The 14,745-nt window shown below is 64.6% G+C and carries 13 protein-coding genes; 9 read left to right on the top strand and 4 right to left on the bottom strand.

What is annotated here, in order from left to right:
• Positions 1-29 precede the first annotated feature (29 nt).
• Together CFE35_RS11845 and CFE35_RS11840 are read left to right on the top strand one after the other, a co-directional pair.
• On the top strand, positions 30-1,226 hold the full coding sequence (locus tag CFE35_RS11845) for a calcium-binding protein (protein ID WP_292930804.1): 1,197 nt from the start codon (positions 30-32) through the stop codon (positions 1,224-1,226).
• Between the two features lie 115 nt (positions 1,227-1,341).
• On the top strand, positions 1,342-1,761 hold the full coding sequence (locus CFE35_RS11840; protein ID WP_292930803.1) for a nuclear transport factor 2 family protein: 420 nt from the start codon (positions 1,342-1,344) through the stop codon (positions 1,759-1,761).
• A gap of 64 nt (positions 1,762-1,825) precedes the next feature.
• Here the strand turns inward: CFE35_RS11840 and CFE35_RS11835 are convergent, their stop codons facing one another.
• Positions 1,826-4,207: a hypothetical protein gene (locus tag CFE35_RS11835; protein WP_292930802.1), complete on the bottom strand. Its 2,382-nt coding sequence runs from the start codon at positions 4,205-4,207 to the stop codon at positions 1,826-1,828.
• A 191-nt stretch (positions 4,208-4,398) separates the two neighbouring features.
• On the opposite strand from CFE35_RS11835, the gene CFE35_RS11830 reads away from it, so the two are divergent.
• Positions 4,399-5,541 (top strand): ATP phosphoribosyltransferase regulatory subunit, encoded by a 1,143-nt coding sequence (locus CFE35_RS11830; RefSeq protein ID WP_292930801.1) that lies wholly within the window; start codon positions 4,399-4,401, stop codon positions 5,539-5,541.
• Positions 5,542-5,565: 24 nt separating this feature from the next.
• Here CFE35_RS11830 and arsC read toward each other — a convergent pair whose 3' ends face one another.
• Positions 5,566-5,976 carry an arsenate reductase (glutaredoxin) gene (gene arsC / locus CFE35_RS11825; RefSeq protein ID WP_292930800.1) on the bottom strand — a complete coding sequence of 137 codons (411 nt, stop codon included), beginning with the start codon at positions 5,974-5,976 and terminating at the stop codon, positions 5,566-5,568.
• A 142-nt stretch (positions 5,977-6,118) separates the two neighbouring features.
• Here arsC and CFE35_RS11820 point away from each other — a divergent pair, with 142 nt between their 5' ends.
• The 3 genes from CFE35_RS11820 to CFE35_RS11810 all read left to right on the top strand — a co-directional run bounded on the left by CFE35_RS11820 (position 6,119) and on the right by CFE35_RS11810 (position 10,105).
• Positions 6,119-7,408, top strand: coding sequence for an adenylosuccinate synthase (locus CFE35_RS11820; RefSeq protein ID WP_292930799.1), 1,290 nt, complete (start codon positions 6,119-6,121; stop codon positions 7,406-7,408).
• A gap of 361 nt (positions 7,409-7,769) precedes the next feature.
• The gene (locus CFE35_RS11815; RefSeq protein ID WP_292930798.1) at positions 7,770-8,741 is read left to right on the top strand and encodes a winged helix DNA-binding protein; all 972 of its coding nucleotides are present in this window, start codon (positions 7,770-7,772) and stop codon (positions 8,739-8,741) included.
• 512 nt (positions 8,742-9,253) lie between these two features.
• Positions 9,254-10,105, top strand: a complete 852-nt coding sequence (locus tag CFE35_RS11810; RefSeq protein ID WP_292930797.1) for a TorF family putative porin — start codon at positions 9,254-9,256, stop codon at positions 10,103-10,105.
• A 347-nt stretch (positions 10,106-10,452) separates the two neighbouring features.
• On the opposite strand, the gene CFE35_RS11805 is transcribed toward CFE35_RS11810, so the two are convergent.
• Positions 10,453-11,043, bottom strand: coding sequence for a LuxR C-terminal-related transcriptional regulator (locus CFE35_RS11805; RefSeq protein WP_292930796.1), 591 nt, complete (start codon positions 11,041-11,043; stop codon positions 10,453-10,455).
• 219 nt (positions 11,044-11,262) lie between these two features.
• Between CFE35_RS11805 and folE the strand changes: the two genes are divergently transcribed.
• The 3 genes from folE (at position 11,263) to CFE35_RS11790 (ending at position 13,370) form a co-directional block, all read left to right on the top strand.
• Positions 11,263-11,877 (top strand): GTP cyclohydrolase I FolE, encoded by a 615-nt coding sequence (folE, locus tag CFE35_RS11800; RefSeq protein ID WP_292930795.1) that lies wholly within the window; start codon positions 11,263-11,265, stop codon positions 11,875-11,877.
• 14 nt (positions 11,878-11,891) lie between these two features.
• Entirely contained in the window at positions 11,892-12,845 is a 954-nt protein-coding gene (locus tag CFE35_RS11795) for an FAD-dependent oxidoreductase (RefSeq protein WP_292930794.1), read from the top strand.
• A 114-nt stretch (positions 12,846-12,959) separates the two neighbouring features.
• The gene (locus tag CFE35_RS11790) at positions 12,960-13,370 is read left to right on the top strand and encodes a LysR family transcriptional regulator (protein WP_292930793.1); all 411 of its coding nucleotides are present in this window, start codon (positions 12,960-12,962) and stop codon (positions 13,368-13,370) included.
• 5 nt (positions 13,371-13,375) lie between these two features.
• On the opposite strand, the gene CFE35_RS11785 is transcribed toward CFE35_RS11790, so the two are convergent.
• Positions 13,376-14,743, bottom strand: coding sequence for an ATP-binding protein (locus CFE35_RS11785; RefSeq protein WP_292930792.1), 1,368 nt, complete (start codon positions 14,741-14,743; stop codon positions 13,376-13,378).
• Positions 14,744-14,745 lie beyond the last annotated feature (2 nt).

Here is a 14,745-nt window from a genome sequence, read left to right as displayed (position 1 = left end):
CGATAGGGTTGATCGCGGAAGGACACCCGATGGCTTCGATCAAGTCTGTTGCCGCCTATGATAACTCGGCGTTTTCGCTGGCGGAGATCTTCCGCGCGGCGACTGACTCCAATCTCTCGCACAGCGATCTGCAAGTCGGCGCGACGACTTATGTCGATGTCCTCAATATCGCGGTGGCGAATTCAATTTTCCCGTATCATTTCGGCGGCAGCGGCTTCGTGTTCGATGCGGCAAATGACCGGATCACAGCGGGCACGGTAAACGCGATTGTCGGCACTTCCGGCCGGTTTTCCGATCCCATCGCCAACCAGACCGTGGCCTTTTCGATCACCGGCCTCAAGATCACCGCCAGCGCCATCGCGGCGGCCCGTGCGGATGCGACAAAGGACGCCGCGCTGACCGAAGCCGTGTTTCGCGGCAACGACAGGTTCAGCCTCAGCGTGGACGACGATATCGCCTATGGCCACGGCGGAAATGACACCATGCTGGGCCGCGGGGGCAGAGACGAACTCTACGGCGACGCCGGGAACGACACGCTCGATGGCGGCGCGGGCAATGACTGGCTGACCGGCGGCGCAGGCGACGATACCATCATCGGCGGCAGCGGGATCGACCGGGCGCGCTACAGCGATGCCACCGTAGGCGTGATTGTCAGCCTTTTGCAGACCGGCGCGCAGAACACCGGCCAGGGCATGGACGTTCTGAGCAGCATCGAAGATCTTGGCGGCAGCCCGTTTGGTGATCGCTTGATCGGCGATGCCGGGGCAAACCGGCTCTACGGATTTCTGGGCAACGACAGGCTTTCCGGCGGTGCGGGCGAGGACCGGCTCTATGGCGGATCGGGCAACGATCAGCTGACCGGCGGCACCGGCAAGGACTATTTCATCTTCGAAGACAACGGTTTCGATCCATACGCTGGCGCTGTCACGCAGGATACGATCACCGATTTCCGGCACGCGCAAGGCGATCTGATCGCGCTCAAGTTCGGCCGGTTCAATGGCCTCGCCCAAGGCGCTGTCGATCCCGGCGCGTTCCTCGCCGCTGACGGAGCGCAGACGGCGCAGGATACCGACGATCGCCTGATCTATGACACGGCGACCGGCAAGCTCTACTACGATGCCGACGGCGCAGGCGGTGTCGCTGCGGTCCATTTCGCAACCATCGGGACCGCCAGCCACCCTGTCCTCACGGCGAGCGATTTCATCGTCTACAACATCCTGATCTGACGTGCCCATTCGGGCAGTCCGGTCCTTCGGGCACAGGCTCCGATGGCGTTTGACCTCGCTGGCAATCGTGCATAGCCTTCCTTTCTTGGGGGATCATTCCCACGGGGGCTTACACATGATGCGCAAGATGCTGCTGGCTGCGGCCATGCTCGGACTTTCGGCAACGCCGGCGCTCGCCAACGACAACGCGATGATCCAGGCGGCGGACGATGCCCTCGCCGCCGCGTTCAACAAAGGTGACGGCGCAGCGGTGGGCGCAATGTATGCCCCCGATGCCACGCTGCTCCCCGGCGACAACAAGCTCTACAAGGGCGCAGACATCACCGCCTTCTGGGTCGGTGCAACCGGCGCGCTCGCCAACCTCAAGCTGACGGTCCTCGAAACCGAGCGCCTCTCCCCCACTTACATCCGCGAAATCTCGCGCGTGGAATACGCCACCAAGGGCGCCAACTCCGTTCACGCCAACGTCACCGCCGTCGTCGTCTACAAGCTGGTGGGCGGCAAGTGGATGCTCTGGACCGATATATTCCATTGATGTCGAGCCGCGTCGCTGCCTGCCGGGCACGGCACAGCGACGCGCCCTGCAGGGGCTGCGCGCCTCAGATCAGCAGATAATCGCCCAGCGCCGTGGAAGCCGCTCCCGTCAGCGTCGCCAGCAGCGTCAGTTCGGTGGCCGACACGGCCGCGTTTCCATCGCTGGAATGGAACAGGAACAGCGCGCTCGAACTGCCGTTGTCGACGACAAACAGGCGTTCCTGCCCCGTGGCGATTGCGCTGTTGGCCGAACCGATGGTTGCGGCTGCATCCGAAAGCGAAAGGCCCGCAGCGTTCTTGCTGAAAATCACCAGTTCCGCATTCGCGGCAAAGCCACCGGGCGCGGCGCGTATGACCGCGCCTTCGATGAGGAGATCGCCATCACCGATGGCGTGCTGCGGCACGCCGACCACGATCTTGTCCACGCCCGAAGCGAAATCGCTGATCCGGTCGCTGCCGGCGAGAGAATCGAAGGTGAAGCGGTCGTTCCCCGTTCCGCCCGTCAGCAGATCGCCACCTGCGCCGCCATAGAGCTTGTCACTGCCGTCCCCGCCCGTGATCTTGTCCGCGCCGGCCTTGCCATAAAGGACATCGTTGCCCCCGCCGCCGCTGAGTGTGTTGGCGCCGCCGTTGCCGGTGATGGTATTGGCCAGCGCGTTACCCGTGCCCGAAAACCCGCCTGTGCCGGTGAGGACCAGATCCTCGACATTGGCGCCCAGCGTGTAGCTGAACGAGGCGCGCACTGTGTCGCGTCCTTCGTTTAATTTCTCGATCACGTGGTCCGCACGCGTGAGGATGTAGGTGTCGTTCCCCGCCCCGCCGTAGAGATCGTCGAAAAGCAGCGGGTTGGACACGCGATAGATATCGGAGAACGAGCCGTTGGCATCGGTCGAGGACAAGTTGTCGGCCTGCGTCTCGAAGACGATGAAATCGCCGCCGGCCGATATGGAGGCACGCCCACTGGCCTGATTGGCGGCAACCCCACCCTGCGTGCGCGAAACCAGGGCGATCTCGCCGGTCAGCAGATCCTTGACGAACACATCGGCATAGCCATTGGAATCGCCCGGAACGAGCAGGTCCGATCCGCCTGTGAACACGACCCAGCGCCCGTCGTCCGAAATCGAGGCGTCGCCGCTTGCAACGCCGACGCCCGTTCCGTCCGCCTTGGCCGAAACAAGCTGGACCGCTCCGGTCGTCACGTTGAGCGCGTAGACATCGGTGCTGTTGTGGTCGTCTGCAGCCAGCAGGTTGCGACCGGTTTCGAACACCACGATCACGTCGCCGTTATCGCGCACGGCGATATCGGCATTGGTGACGGTGTTGAAGGGGTTGGTATCGACGGGCAGGTCCTTGGTGATGTTCAACAGCTTCTTGCTGACCGAATCCCACAGGAAGATGTCCGAATAGCCGTTGGTGTCGTTCGCCACGAGGTTGCTCGCCTCGCTCTGGAAGACAACGTAGCGACCATTGGCCGATATGTGCGGATTGATGCTTTCGTTGTTGCCATCGGTCCCGGTCACGCTGGTCGAGAGCCGGGTGAGCTTTCCGGTTTGAACATCCTTCAGGAAGATGTCAGTCTGCAACGCCGAACCATTCGGAGCGAAGTTCGAGGTGAGGCTCTGAAACACGACATAGCGCCCACCTTGCGCGATGTCGGGATTTTCCGAACGACCATCGACCGCGAGCGATCCGTCGCTGGCGGTCGACACGCGCACGATCTCTTTCGTCGTCGTGTTGGCAAGATAGACATCGTAGAGCGCGCCGCTGGCATCACCCGGAACAAGGTTGGTGGATTTGCCGAAGAAGGCGATGAAGTTGCCATCGGCCGACATGGCAGGGCTGCCTGCTCCCGAACCGCCGGGTGCACCATCGGCACTGCGGTTTTCATCGACCGTGCGGCCGGTGGACATCGTCTTCACGATGATGCCATCGAAGCCCTTGGTGCCAAAACCCGTCCAGTTGCTCTGGAAGACCACCTTGTTCCCGTCGGCGCTGACCGCCGGCTGAGAACTGGCGACAGGAGAGCCGACATCGCCCTTGCGCGAAACGTGCGTTAACAGCGTTGGTGCGATGTTGCCGACCAGAAGGTCGTTCCCCGCGCCCGCGTGAACGATGTCCGCGCCGCCGAGGCCCCATACCTGGTCGTCGCCTGCGGTCAGGTTGTAGGTGCGGCCCCACCAGTCGCGCGTTCCGTCAAACTGCGCCGCGCCGAGCAACAGCTTGGTGCCTGACAGGAAGGTGAAGGACTTGTCCCAAAGATCTGCCGCATTCACGCCATCAAGGTTCACTGTCTTGCTGCCCACAGACAAGGCTAGTCCGCCGGTCTGGAACAGGAGCTGGACAGACCGCGCGGTAATTCCCGCCGCATTGAACGCGAGGACATCTTTCGACGGGTCAAATGCAACGTGCTGACCATTGGTCAAGTCGCTGAAATTATACGCTGTCATACCAGTCCCCTTGCATGCGCGGCCGAGTCATCTGGGGAATACTACGGGCAGCCTAGGCATTTCTGCTATGCGAAATGTCATTGCATCAGCGAAAATCAGCAAGCGGCGCGCAAACCAGCCGCCGCGCCCTCACGCCACCCCGCGCAATTGGGGTTCGCATCCCGCGTGGCCTAGGCTAGGGCGCTTTTGCCATGACCGAACCGAACCCCGATCTCCTGCCCGAGGGCCTTGAAGACCGCCTGCCGCGCGAGGCCGCCGCTACTACGCGCGTGATGCGCGCCATTCAGGATGTCATGCACGGTCACGGCTATGACCGCGTGCTGCCGCCGATGATCGAGTTCGAGCGCAGCCTCGCCGCGCGGATGGACGGGATCAATCCCCCCGATTCTGGCCGCCGCATGTTCCGCTTCGTCGATCCCGCAAGCCTGCGGATGATGGCGCTGCGCAGCGATCACACGCCGCAGATCGGCCGCATTGCCGGCACCCGCCTCGCCGCCGCGGTGCGCCCCCTGCGGCTGTGCTACGCCGGGCAGGTGCTCACCATCAAGAGCGACGCGCTCGATCCGGCGCGCGAGCGGCTGCAGTGCGGTGCGGAACTGATCGGCGCAGACAACGTGGCGGCGGCGTGCGAGATTGTTGCCGTCGCCATCGAGGCACTGCAGGCGGCGGGCGCGCAAGGCGTCAGCGTCGATTTCACGCTGCCCGATCTCGTCGATACGCTGGCCGAGAAAGCCTTCCCGCTGGCGCTGCAGCAGATCGAGGCGGTGCGGCGCGAGCTCGACACCAAGGACGCGGGCGGCCTCGTCGATGCGGGCGGTGAGGCCTATGTCCCGCTGCTTTATGCGACCGGTGATTTCAACACGGCGATCGAGAAGCTGGCCGCCATCGATGCCGAAGGACAGGGGCGCGGCGCGCTGGCCAGCCGCATTGCCGCGCTGCGCGAGATTGCCGCCGCGCTGGGCGGCGCGGCCCGCCTCACGCTCGATCCATCAGAGCGGCATGGCTTCGAATACCAGTCGTGGCTGGGCTTCACGCTCTATGCCGATGGCGCGCGCGGCGCGCTTGGGCGCGGCGGCACGTACCGCATCGCGGGCGCTGGCAAGGATGAGGCCGCTACCGGCTTCTCGCTCTATCCCGATGCTCTCATTGCCCACGTCGCCGAAGCCGAACGCGGCGAGGACAGCGTGTTCCTGCCGCTGGGCCACGACCGCGATGTGGCCGCCCGCCTGCGCAGCATCGGCTGGCGCACAGTGGCGGCGCTGAGCGAGGCGGATACGGCCCACGCGCTGGGCTGCACGCACGTGCTGGCGGGCAGCGAGCCCCAGAAGCTTTAGAGCTTCAGCTTTAGAGCTTCAGCTTTAAAGCTTCACGACCTCGCCGTCTTCCTTGGTGAAGCTGTCGGGCCTGCGCTCCAGCAGATCGAGCACCAGTTCCGAAGGCCGACACAGCCTCGTGCCCTTGGGGCTGACCACGATGGGCCGGTTCACGAGGATCGGGTACTCCACCATCGCGGCGAGAATCGCCTCGTCGCCGGCGGCGGGATCGGTGAGGCCAAGGTCTTCCGCCGGGGTGCCCTTGGTGCGCAGGATGCCGCGCGCCGAGCCGCCCATTGCCGCGATGATCGCGTCCAGCTGCGGGCGCGTCCATCCCGCCTTGACGTACTCGACGACATCAGGCGCGTATCCCGCGGCCTCGATCATCGCCAGCGTGTTGCGCGATGTGCCGCACTTGGGGTTGTGATAGATGGTGATGGGGAATGTCTGGGTCATTGCGCTGCCATGCCAGAAGTCTGGCGCGGCCTGCAAGCCTTCACGCCCCACGCCCTTTGCGCCCCCTTCACGCCTTGCCCTTGTCGCTACACTCCCGTAGGGCGCCAGCCGACTTCGAACTGCAACAGAAAGTGCGTGCACCGTGGCCAACGTGACCGTTATCGGCGCCCAGTGGGGCGATGAGGGCAAGGGCAAGATCGTCGACTGGCTGGCAAGCCGAGCCGATGCCGTGGTGCGCTTCCAGGGCGGCCATAACGCCGGCCACACGCTGGTGGTCGATGGCTCGGTCTACAAGCTCTCGCTGCTGCCTTCGGGCATCGTGCGCGGCACGCTGTCGATCATCGGTAATGGCGTCGTGCTCGATCCCTGGGCCTTGCAGGCGGAGATCGAGAAGCTGACGGGGCAGGGCGTTTCGATCAACGCCGAGAATTTCGCGATTGCCGACAATTGCCCGCTGATCCTCCCGCTCCACCGGGATCTTGATGGCCTGCGCGAAACCGCTGCCGGTTCGGGCAAGATCGGCACCACCGGGCGCGGCATCGGCCCGGCCTATGAAGACAAGGTCGGCCGCCGCGCGATCCGCGTCTGCGATCTGGCGCACCTCGATGCGCTCGATTCGCAGCTCGACCGGCTCTGCGCGCACCACGATGCGCTGCGCGCCGGATTCGGACAGCCGCCGGTAGACCGCGCCGCGCTGCTCGATGAGCTGCGCGCCATCGCGCCGTTCGTGCTGCAATTCGCTCAGCCGGTGTGGAAGCGCCTGAAAAAGGTGCGGAAAGCCGGCGCGCGCATCCTGTTCGAAGGGGCGCAGGGCGTGCTGCTCGATGTTGATCATGGCACCTATCCGTTCGTCACTTCGTCCAACACGGTTTCGGGCACGGCGGCTTCGGGTTCGGGTCTCGGCCCCAATTCCACCGGCTTCGTGCTCGGTATCGTCAAGGCCTACACCACCCGCGTCGGCTCGGGTCCGTTCCCGACCGAGCTTGAAGACGAAGTCGGCCAGCGGCTGGGTGAGCGCGGCCATGAATTCGGCACCGTTACGGGCCGCAAGCGCCGCTGCGGCTGGTTCGATGCGGTGCTGGTGCGCCAATCTTGCGCGATTTCGGGCGTCACCGGCATCGCGCTGACCAAGCTCGATGTGTTGGATGGCTTCGACAAGGTGAAGATCTGCACGGGCTACCGCCTGCATGGCAAGGTGCTCGACTATTTCCCCAGCCACGCCGCCGATCAGGCTGCGGTCGAGCCGATCTACGAGGAAATGGACGGCTGGCAGGGCACCACTGCCGGTGCCCGCTCGTGGGCCGATCTCCCGGCGCAGGCGATCAAGTATATCCAGCGGGTGCAGGAACTGATCGAAACGCCGGTGGCGCTGGTCTCCACCAGCCCGGAGCGCGAGGATACGATCCTCGTGCGCGATCCCTTTATCGACTGACGCCGACTGCGCCCGAATCGGGTGTGATCTTGGCCATCAGACCTCGCCGGACAGTCCGGCGAGGCTGAAAACGCGCGTGGATCTATTCCACGACGCAAATGCCGCACTGCGGAATGCATCCCGATCATTCGGCAGGAAACGGTTGGATTTGCGCTGTTTGCAGCCTGCCACTCTGGCCTGCTCGCCTAGCCTTCATCCAGTTTGGAGGAATATGATCTTGACTTGAACTTGTTTTGTTCCACTCTTGTTCGCATACGGGCTTTTACGGAGTGCACTTTCGATGGGACAGGCGGCCAGTCAGTTCGACTACGGCAGGACCGACGCAAACAGGGGTGATGGTTTGGCACCGCGCGTCGTTGAAATGCGGGATCGAATTCAGGGACGGGTTCAGGATCGCGGTACTTCGGCCCTTGCCGTCTCTATCTTTGCGGACCGCAGTTATCTGCGCGCGGAGATGGAGGAGGATGCGGTCGCTGCCGGCCTGCGCATTGCGCAGACCAGCGATCTCGGCAATCTGCTCGTGGCAGAGACTGGCCCCGCCCTCGGCGATCTCGTGCTGGTCGATTGCCCGGTGATCGATGGCGCCGAACTCGCTGCGCTGGCCCGGCTCGATCTGCGCGCGGCCAAAAGCGGGGCGCAGCTGGTTGTCTCGACCAGCATCGGCTCGCTGGATGATGTGTTTGGCTGCCTTGATCAAAGCGAGGCGCAGATCCTCGTCACGCCCAGCAGGGCGGATCGAGTGATTGCGCTGGGCCGCACTTTGGCCCGCGCCGGCAACCGCGTGCGCGAACTCTCCGAGGAAGATCGGCTCGCGCTGTTGCGGCTTACCGAACAAGTCGGCCAGATCGCCCAGAAGCTTGAGGCGCTGTCTTCGGGTTCCGCAGCAACCGCTGCCCAGCCGTCGGCCTTCCGGTTCGAAGGCGCAGACGATGATGCGCGGATCGACGAAGGGACTGACCGCCTCGTGCGCGCTGCGCGTCCGCCGCTTCCCGATCCGCGTCTGGTGCGCAAGATCATCCGCCAACGGCAGCTCCGGGCCCGGTTTTTCGAAGGGGATCTGTTCGCCGATCCGGCATGGGACATGCTGCTCGATCTCACCGCCGCGCGCGCCGAACATGTGCGCGTTTCGGTCACCTCGCTGTGCATCGCCTCAGGCGTTCCGCCAACCACTGCGCTGCGCTGGATCGGTCAGATGACCGATGCCGGCCTGCTCCAGCGCGTGGATGACGAGACCGACCGCCGCCGGGCGTTCATCACCCTGACCGACAAGGCGGCGGATGCCATGGCGCGCTACTTCGCCGAACTCGGCGCATCTTCGGCCACCTTGGTCTGAACCAGGCCCTCACCAGCTTGCGCGGAGCAGGCTTGGCCTGATGGTTACGTGGCAGAACGGAGAGGCTGTCTGTTACCTCCCCGCTACCGCTTCCCGGTGCGGGGCAGGGCGGTCGCGCACTTCTGACAGCCTCTGACAAGCATTGACGGCGGCCGACTGAACAGCAAAGCGACCGCCTGTGCAAAGGTGCCAAGACGCAAAGGATCTGCGTTTGAGCGCTTTCCGGCTGACGGGCTGAAGGCATTCCCCAGCCCGAGAACCGGCGTGCGCCCCTGCGCCTGCTCGGTTCGGTCCGCCAGATGTTGCAAAAATGCCTCAGCAGCAGTTTTTTGCATTGCAGCATGGATAGCAATCTTTGGAAACAATTCAGCAATTATCCAGCAAGATTGTCACCATAAGTATTACTGCATCGCACGTGACGTGGCACCATCTAATGAGATGCCAGGCGCAAGCGGTCGCAGGCAGGAACGGTATCCTAAATCTCGGGCTTCGCCCCAGGGAGGTCGTTCCACATGAAATTCCGTCTCGCCACCATGGCTGTCCTGACCGCCGTCTCCACCCTGAGCGCCACCGCTGCCCAGGCAGAGGAAACCGCACCTCCCCCGCCCATCACCGTTTCCGGTAGCGTCGCTCTGGTGTCGGACTACCGGTATCGCGGCGTCTCGCAGTCGAATGGCGGCGCGGCCGTCCAGGGCGGCATCACCGTCAGCCATGAAAGTGGCGCCTATGCGGGCTTCTGGTCGTCGAACCTTGCCGGTTGGGGCACCTTCGGCGGTCCGAACCTCGAACTCGATCTCATCGCCGGGTACAAGCTGCCCGTGGGCAAGAGCGCTGCGCTCGATGTTGGCGTCACGGTCTACACGTATCCGGGCGGCTCCAGTAAAACTACCTTCGCTGAACCCTATATCAAGCTTTCGGGCACCGTCGGGCCAGCCAGCCTCACTGCCGGCGTTGCTTATGCGCCCAAGCAGGTGGCGCTCGGCAAGTGGTACAACACCGGCGCTTCGGCTCAGACCGGCACGCCCGACAACCCCGGGGCCAAGGAAGACAACCTCTACATCTGGACCGATGCTGCCGCCGCCATTCCGAGCACGCCGATCACGCTGAAGGGCCACGTCGGCTACTCGAAGGGCAACTCGGGCCTCGGTCCGAACGGCACCAGCGTCGCGCCGACCGGCAAGTATTTCGACTGGCTGCTTGGCGCCGATGTGGCGGTTGGCAAACTCATTCTCGGTGTCGCTTATGTCGATACCGATATCAGCGATGCCGAGGCCCTCTATCTCCAGCCCAACTTCTCCTCGACCAAGGACGGCAAGACGATTGCTGGCTCCAAGGTCGTGGTCTCGGTCACCGCCGCGTTCTGATCGCGGGCTTTGAAGTACGCAGCCTGCCCCTCCGGTTCCATGGGGACCGGGGGGGATCTTTTCGGACCCGCCGCCGTGCCGCGGTGTGATCATCGCGCATGGCCCCGGGGGCTTTCTCCCGGGTCCATGCCAACCTGATCCGAAACGAGATTGACCGCCTGCGTGAGGCTTAAGGTGCGAACCTCCCGGTGAAGCGGGGGGACCGGCAGGCTCGCACCCGGTTGCGACCGCGAAGAGGAGCTTTGCTCCATCGACCCGATACCCATCAGGTGGGCTTCGTGCCCCGTGCTCTCAACCTGTCCCGGAGGGCAACGTGCTCCGCCGTGGGCTGCGGGCCCCTGGCTGTCCTAGAGCCCGGCCTCGATCGCCATGCGGATCGCATCCGCGCTGGTGCGCACGCCAAGCGCCCGCAACACCGCAGCCCGGTGGAGCTTCACCGTGCGCTCGCTCAGCCCAAGCTCATAGGCGATCTGCTTGTTGAGCCGACCCGCCGCGATGCACTCCAGAATTTCGCGCTGCCGCCGTGAAAGCGAGGCAACCTTTTCCCGCGCTTCCACGGCGCGGGCGCTTGGCACGTTGTCGGCGGCCCCGGCGATTTCCACCTGGCTGCCCAGAAACCATTCGAGCTCGCCTGCGGCATCGAAGATCGGCGCAATCATCACCGCGTTGCGAAACGGCGTTCCGTCCCGTTTGTAATTGAGGAGTTCGACCATCACCGGCACGCGCGCCGCAATGCCGGCCCGCAGTTGTTCGGTCAGTTCCGGCTCGGTCCCGGAACCGCGCAGAAAGCGGCAATTGCGCCCGATGATCTCATCGCGGCCATAGCCGGTGAGTTCCATGAACGCCGCGTTGCAATCCACGATGGGATTATCGGGCAGACGCGGGTTGCTCACCACCGCTGCCACGAGACTATTTTCGATCATTGCGCCAATTGCCATATTCTTTTCCTTCGGCTCCGGCGCGCTTCGCGCAATTGCCCTTAGGTCCATGTTCCCAAAAACCGGCCCCGTCCCGATCCTTAGACCCAAGATTGCAGTGTGGGTAAACCCATTCGCGACGGTGCTGCAATATGCACCGCACGCATTTGTGCCCGGTTTCTGCATTGTCAGCGCAGCCAATCCGGCGAGCGCCATGTTTTTCGCCAACGGAGCGCACCCATGAATTACGTCACTCACGAGTTCGAAGCGCGCGACGAAGACGGGAAACTTGTTGTTCCTCAGCCCGTTCAGGAAGCGATCCGTACGCTGCTGCGCTGGGCAGGCGATGATCCGGACCGCGAAGGCCTCTCCGATACGCCGAGCCGCGTTGGCCGGGCCTGGCGGGAATATTGTGCGGGTTATGAGGAAGATCCCGGCCAGCACTTGCGCCGCACCTTCAGCGAAGTGGCTGGTTATGACGAAGTCGTCTTGCTGCGCGACATCCCGTTCCAGTCGCACTGCGAACACCACCTCGCCCCGATCACGGGGACGGCCTCGATCGCCTATCTGCCGCGCAATCGCGTCGTCGGCATCTCCAAGCTCGCCCGCGTGCTGCACGGTTATGCCCGCCGCCTGCAGATCCAGGAACGGCTCACGGCCGAAGTCGCCACTTGCATCTGGGAAAACCTCCAGCCGCATGGCGTTGCCGTGGTGATTGAAGCGCAGCACGGCTGCATGACCGGACGCGGCGTGCGCACGCCGGGTGTCGGCATGGTCACCAGCCGCATGCTGGGCTGTTTTCTTGAAGACGCCAGCAGCCGCAAGGAAGTGCTATCGCTGATGGGCCGGAAGTAACGGCAGTCAGGAAGATGCCCAGCGTTGCGATCATTGGGGCCGGAATTGCAGGCCTTTCCTGTGCGGATGTTCTGGCCGCGGAAGGCTGGCAGGTTACCCTGTTCGACAAAGGCCGCAAGGCAGGCGGGCGGATGGCATCGCGCCGTCTGGAAACCCTGCACGGCGAAGCCTCCTTCGATTTCGGCGCACAGTATTTCACCGTGCGCGATCCCCGGTTTGCCGCCGAAGTGGCGCGCTGGGCCGCGTCGGGCCTTGCCGTGCGCTGGCCCGACGCGCGCGATGATGCGTGGATCGGCGTGCCCGCGATGAACGCCGTCGTGCGTGCCATGGCTGCTGCGCATACCGTGCGCTTCTCGCACCATGTCAGCGGCCTCGCGCGCGAAGACCAGCACTGGCGGCTGCTGGGCGAAGGGCTTCCTGGCGAACGTTTCGATGCCGCTGTCCTCGCCCTCCCCGCAGAGCAAGCCGCCCCGATCCTCACGCTGCACGATTTTGAACTGGCCCGGACCGCCTTGTTCGCGCGTTCGCAACCCTGCTGGAGCGGGATGTTCGCGTTTGGCGAGCCCTTGCCGCTTGCTGCGGATATCGTGCGCGATCACGGCATCCTCGCCTGGGCTGCGCGCGATAGCGCCAAGCCGGGGCGGAGCGGCCCCGAAAGCTGGGTGGTGCAGGCCACTCCGCAGTGGTCGGCCGCCAACCTTGAACGCAGCCCTGATGAGATTGCACCGCTGCTGCTCACCGCTCTTGCCGAAGCTGCGGGCACTCTGCGGTTGGCTCCGCTCGCCCACTCTGTTCACCGCTGGCGCTATGCACTTTCGGCAGGCACGGGGCTGGGCTGCCTTTGGAATGAAGCGCAACGAATTGGGGCCTGCGGGGATTGGCTGCTCGGCCCGAGGGTTGAATGCGCCTGGGTTTCCGGCCGCATGCTGGCCGAACGCATGCTGAGCGGTGCGCGCGCCGCCGCTTGACGACCGGCGTTTTGTCCGCGGCGGACCGGCCCTGTCCCTCTGATGCTGGCGGGCACGCCAAGGTCCGGAACGATATGGTTGAGCAAGGCATTGGCGCGCACTACGCTGCCCAGCATGACCCTTGCCCGGCCCGCCCTCAAATTGAAGCTGCAGATTCTGTGCGATCAGGCGATTGCCATGGGGCCGGGCAAGGCGGATCTGCTCGATGCCATTGCCGCGGAAGGCTCGATCTCTGGCGCGGGACGGCGGCTGGGGATGAGCTATCGCCGCGCGTGGCAGCTCGTCGATCTGATGAACCGCTGCTGGGCCGCGCCGCTGGTGGAAACATCTCCCGGGAGCGGACGCGGCGGCGGCGCGAGGTTGACGGCAGACGGGGCAGACGTGCTGGCGAACTACCGCGCGCTGCAATCGGCGCTGGAGCAGCGCGCAGCGGGTGAAGAGTTCACGGCGCTCGAAGCGAGGCTGCGGCCACGTCCGTTGCGCAGCCAGTCAGAGCGGGCCGACATTTCTGCACAGGACGATTGAGGGCTCTAGCCGCCGATCTGCAGGGGCAGGCGTATCAGGGCGATGAGGCCGCTGCCGTCCGCTTCGGATTGTGCCGGGCCCGGCCCCGCCCGGTTCATCAGGGTCAGCGTGCCGCCTTCAAGGCGTATGGCCGCTTGGACGATCGACAGCCCCAGCCCCATCCCCGGCGTATCGCGCGCGCGCGACGTATCCAGCCGGAAGAACGGTTGAAACACGTCTTCCATGCGGTCTTCGGGAATGCCGGGGCCATCATCCTCGACCCGAATGATCACGGAATCGGGGTCCGTATCGAGCGACACGCGGACACTGCCGGCATAGTGCAGCGCGTTGTCGATCAGATTGGAGATCGCCCGGCGGACCGAAATGGCACGCGCCGTGATTTCGAGGCTTTCCGGGCCACTATAGTGCGCATCGAACCCCTGATCGGCGGCGCTGTCGACCAGCGTGGCGGCCATGATCGCGATATCGATGCGCTGCGGCGGGATCTGGGTGCCACCAGCCTCCACGAAGGCCTGAAGCGATTCGAGCAAGTGCCGCATCTCGCCGATATCGTGCTCGAGTTCGGCGCGCGTTTCGTCTTCCAGCCGCAGACCATCGAGCCGCAGCTGCAGGCGGGCCAGCGGTGTGCGCAGATCATGGCCGATTGCCAGCATGGATTGCGTGCGTTCGGCCTGCTGGCGCTGGATGCGGCGCTGCATCTGATTGAAGGCGCGGATCAAACGGCGCACTTCGTCCGGTCCGCGTTCCGGCAAGCCGCCAAGGCTTGGTGTTTCGATATGGCGAAGCGCTTTCACCAGGGTTTGCAGGGAGCGCATCGTCGCACGGAACATCAACCAGGCCAACGCGCCGAGGAGCAGCGTGGGCAGCAGCATCGGCAGAATCTGCAGCAGGGAAAGCTGCAGCCGCACTTCGCCGGCATAAGTCCTGAAGCCAAGCGCGCTGCCATCGGGCAGCGTGAGCGTTCCGGCTATATCGCGGCTGCCGCGGGCGTGCTGCACGACAAGGCGCTGGCCATCAGTGCCAAGCGCGGGACCGGCCGCCATGATCCGCGCGGCCAGATCGGGATCGGGGAGATCGGGATCGAGAGTGGCTGCTGCGGGCGCTTCCGGACGCGGCGTCCATGTCAGTGCGAAGCGCGAGGACGAGAGGCCACGGGCAGCCTCGGCGCGCTGCGCAGGTTCCTCCCGGCGCACGGCGCGCGCGGCAAGAGCCAGATGCTCGCCGATCCGTGCCGCATCGTCGCGCTGCACGGCTGTCGTCGTCGCCGAATCGAACAGGAAAGTGTTGGCGAGGAAATCGACGGCAGCGACCAGCAGCAGGATCGCCAGCAGCCGCTCGGTCAGGCCAAGGCGGCGAAGCCCTATGCGGCGCACGC

The organism is Novosphingobium sp. PASSN1, assembly GCF_002278815.1.
This window is presented reverse-complemented; position numbering and strand designations above follow the sequence as displayed.

What these genes read in the sequence shown, in the direction of transcription:
- CFE35_RS11845 (WP_292930804.1), top strand. Translation starts at nt 30, where the DNA reads ATGGCTTCGATCAAGTCTGTTGCCGCCTATGATAACTCGGCGTTTTCG.
- CFE35_RS11840 (WP_292930803.1), top strand. Translation starts at nt 1,342, where the DNA reads ATGATGCGCAAGATGCTGCTGGCTGCGGCCATGCTCGGACTTTCGGCA.
- CFE35_RS11835 (WP_292930802.1), bottom strand. Translation starts at nt 4,207, where the DNA reads ATGACAGCGTATAATTTCAGCGACTTGACCAATGGTCAGCACGTTGCA.
- CFE35_RS11830 (WP_292930801.1), top strand. Translation starts at nt 4,399, where the DNA reads ATGACCGAACCGAACCCCGATCTCCTGCCCGAGGGCCTTGAAGACCGC.
- arsC (WP_292930800.1), bottom strand. Translation starts at nt 5,976, where the DNA reads ATGACCCAGACATTCCCCATCACCATCTATCACAACCCCAAGTGCGGC.
- CFE35_RS11815 (WP_292930798.1), top strand. Translation starts at nt 7,770, where the DNA reads ATGCGGGATCGAATTCAGGGACGGGTTCAGGATCGCGGTACTTCGGCC.
- CFE35_RS11810 (WP_292930797.1), top strand. Translation starts at nt 9,254, where the DNA reads ATGAAATTCCGTCTCGCCACCATGGCTGTCCTGACCGCCGTCTCCACC.
- CFE35_RS11805 (WP_292930796.1), bottom strand. Translation starts at nt 11,043, where the DNA reads ATGGCAATTGGCGCAATGATCGAAAATAGTCTCGTGGCAGCGGTGGTG.
- folE (WP_292930795.1), top strand. Translation starts at nt 11,263, where the DNA reads ATGAATTACGTCACTCACGAGTTCGAAGCGCGCGACGAAGACGGGAAA.
- CFE35_RS11795 (WP_292930794.1), top strand. Translation starts at nt 11,892, where the DNA reads ATGCCCAGCGTTGCGATCATTGGGGCCGGAATTGCAGGCCTTTCCTGT.
- CFE35_RS11790 (WP_292930793.1), top strand. Translation starts at nt 12,960, where the DNA reads ATGACCCTTGCCCGGCCCGCCCTCAAATTGAAGCTGCAGATTCTGTGC.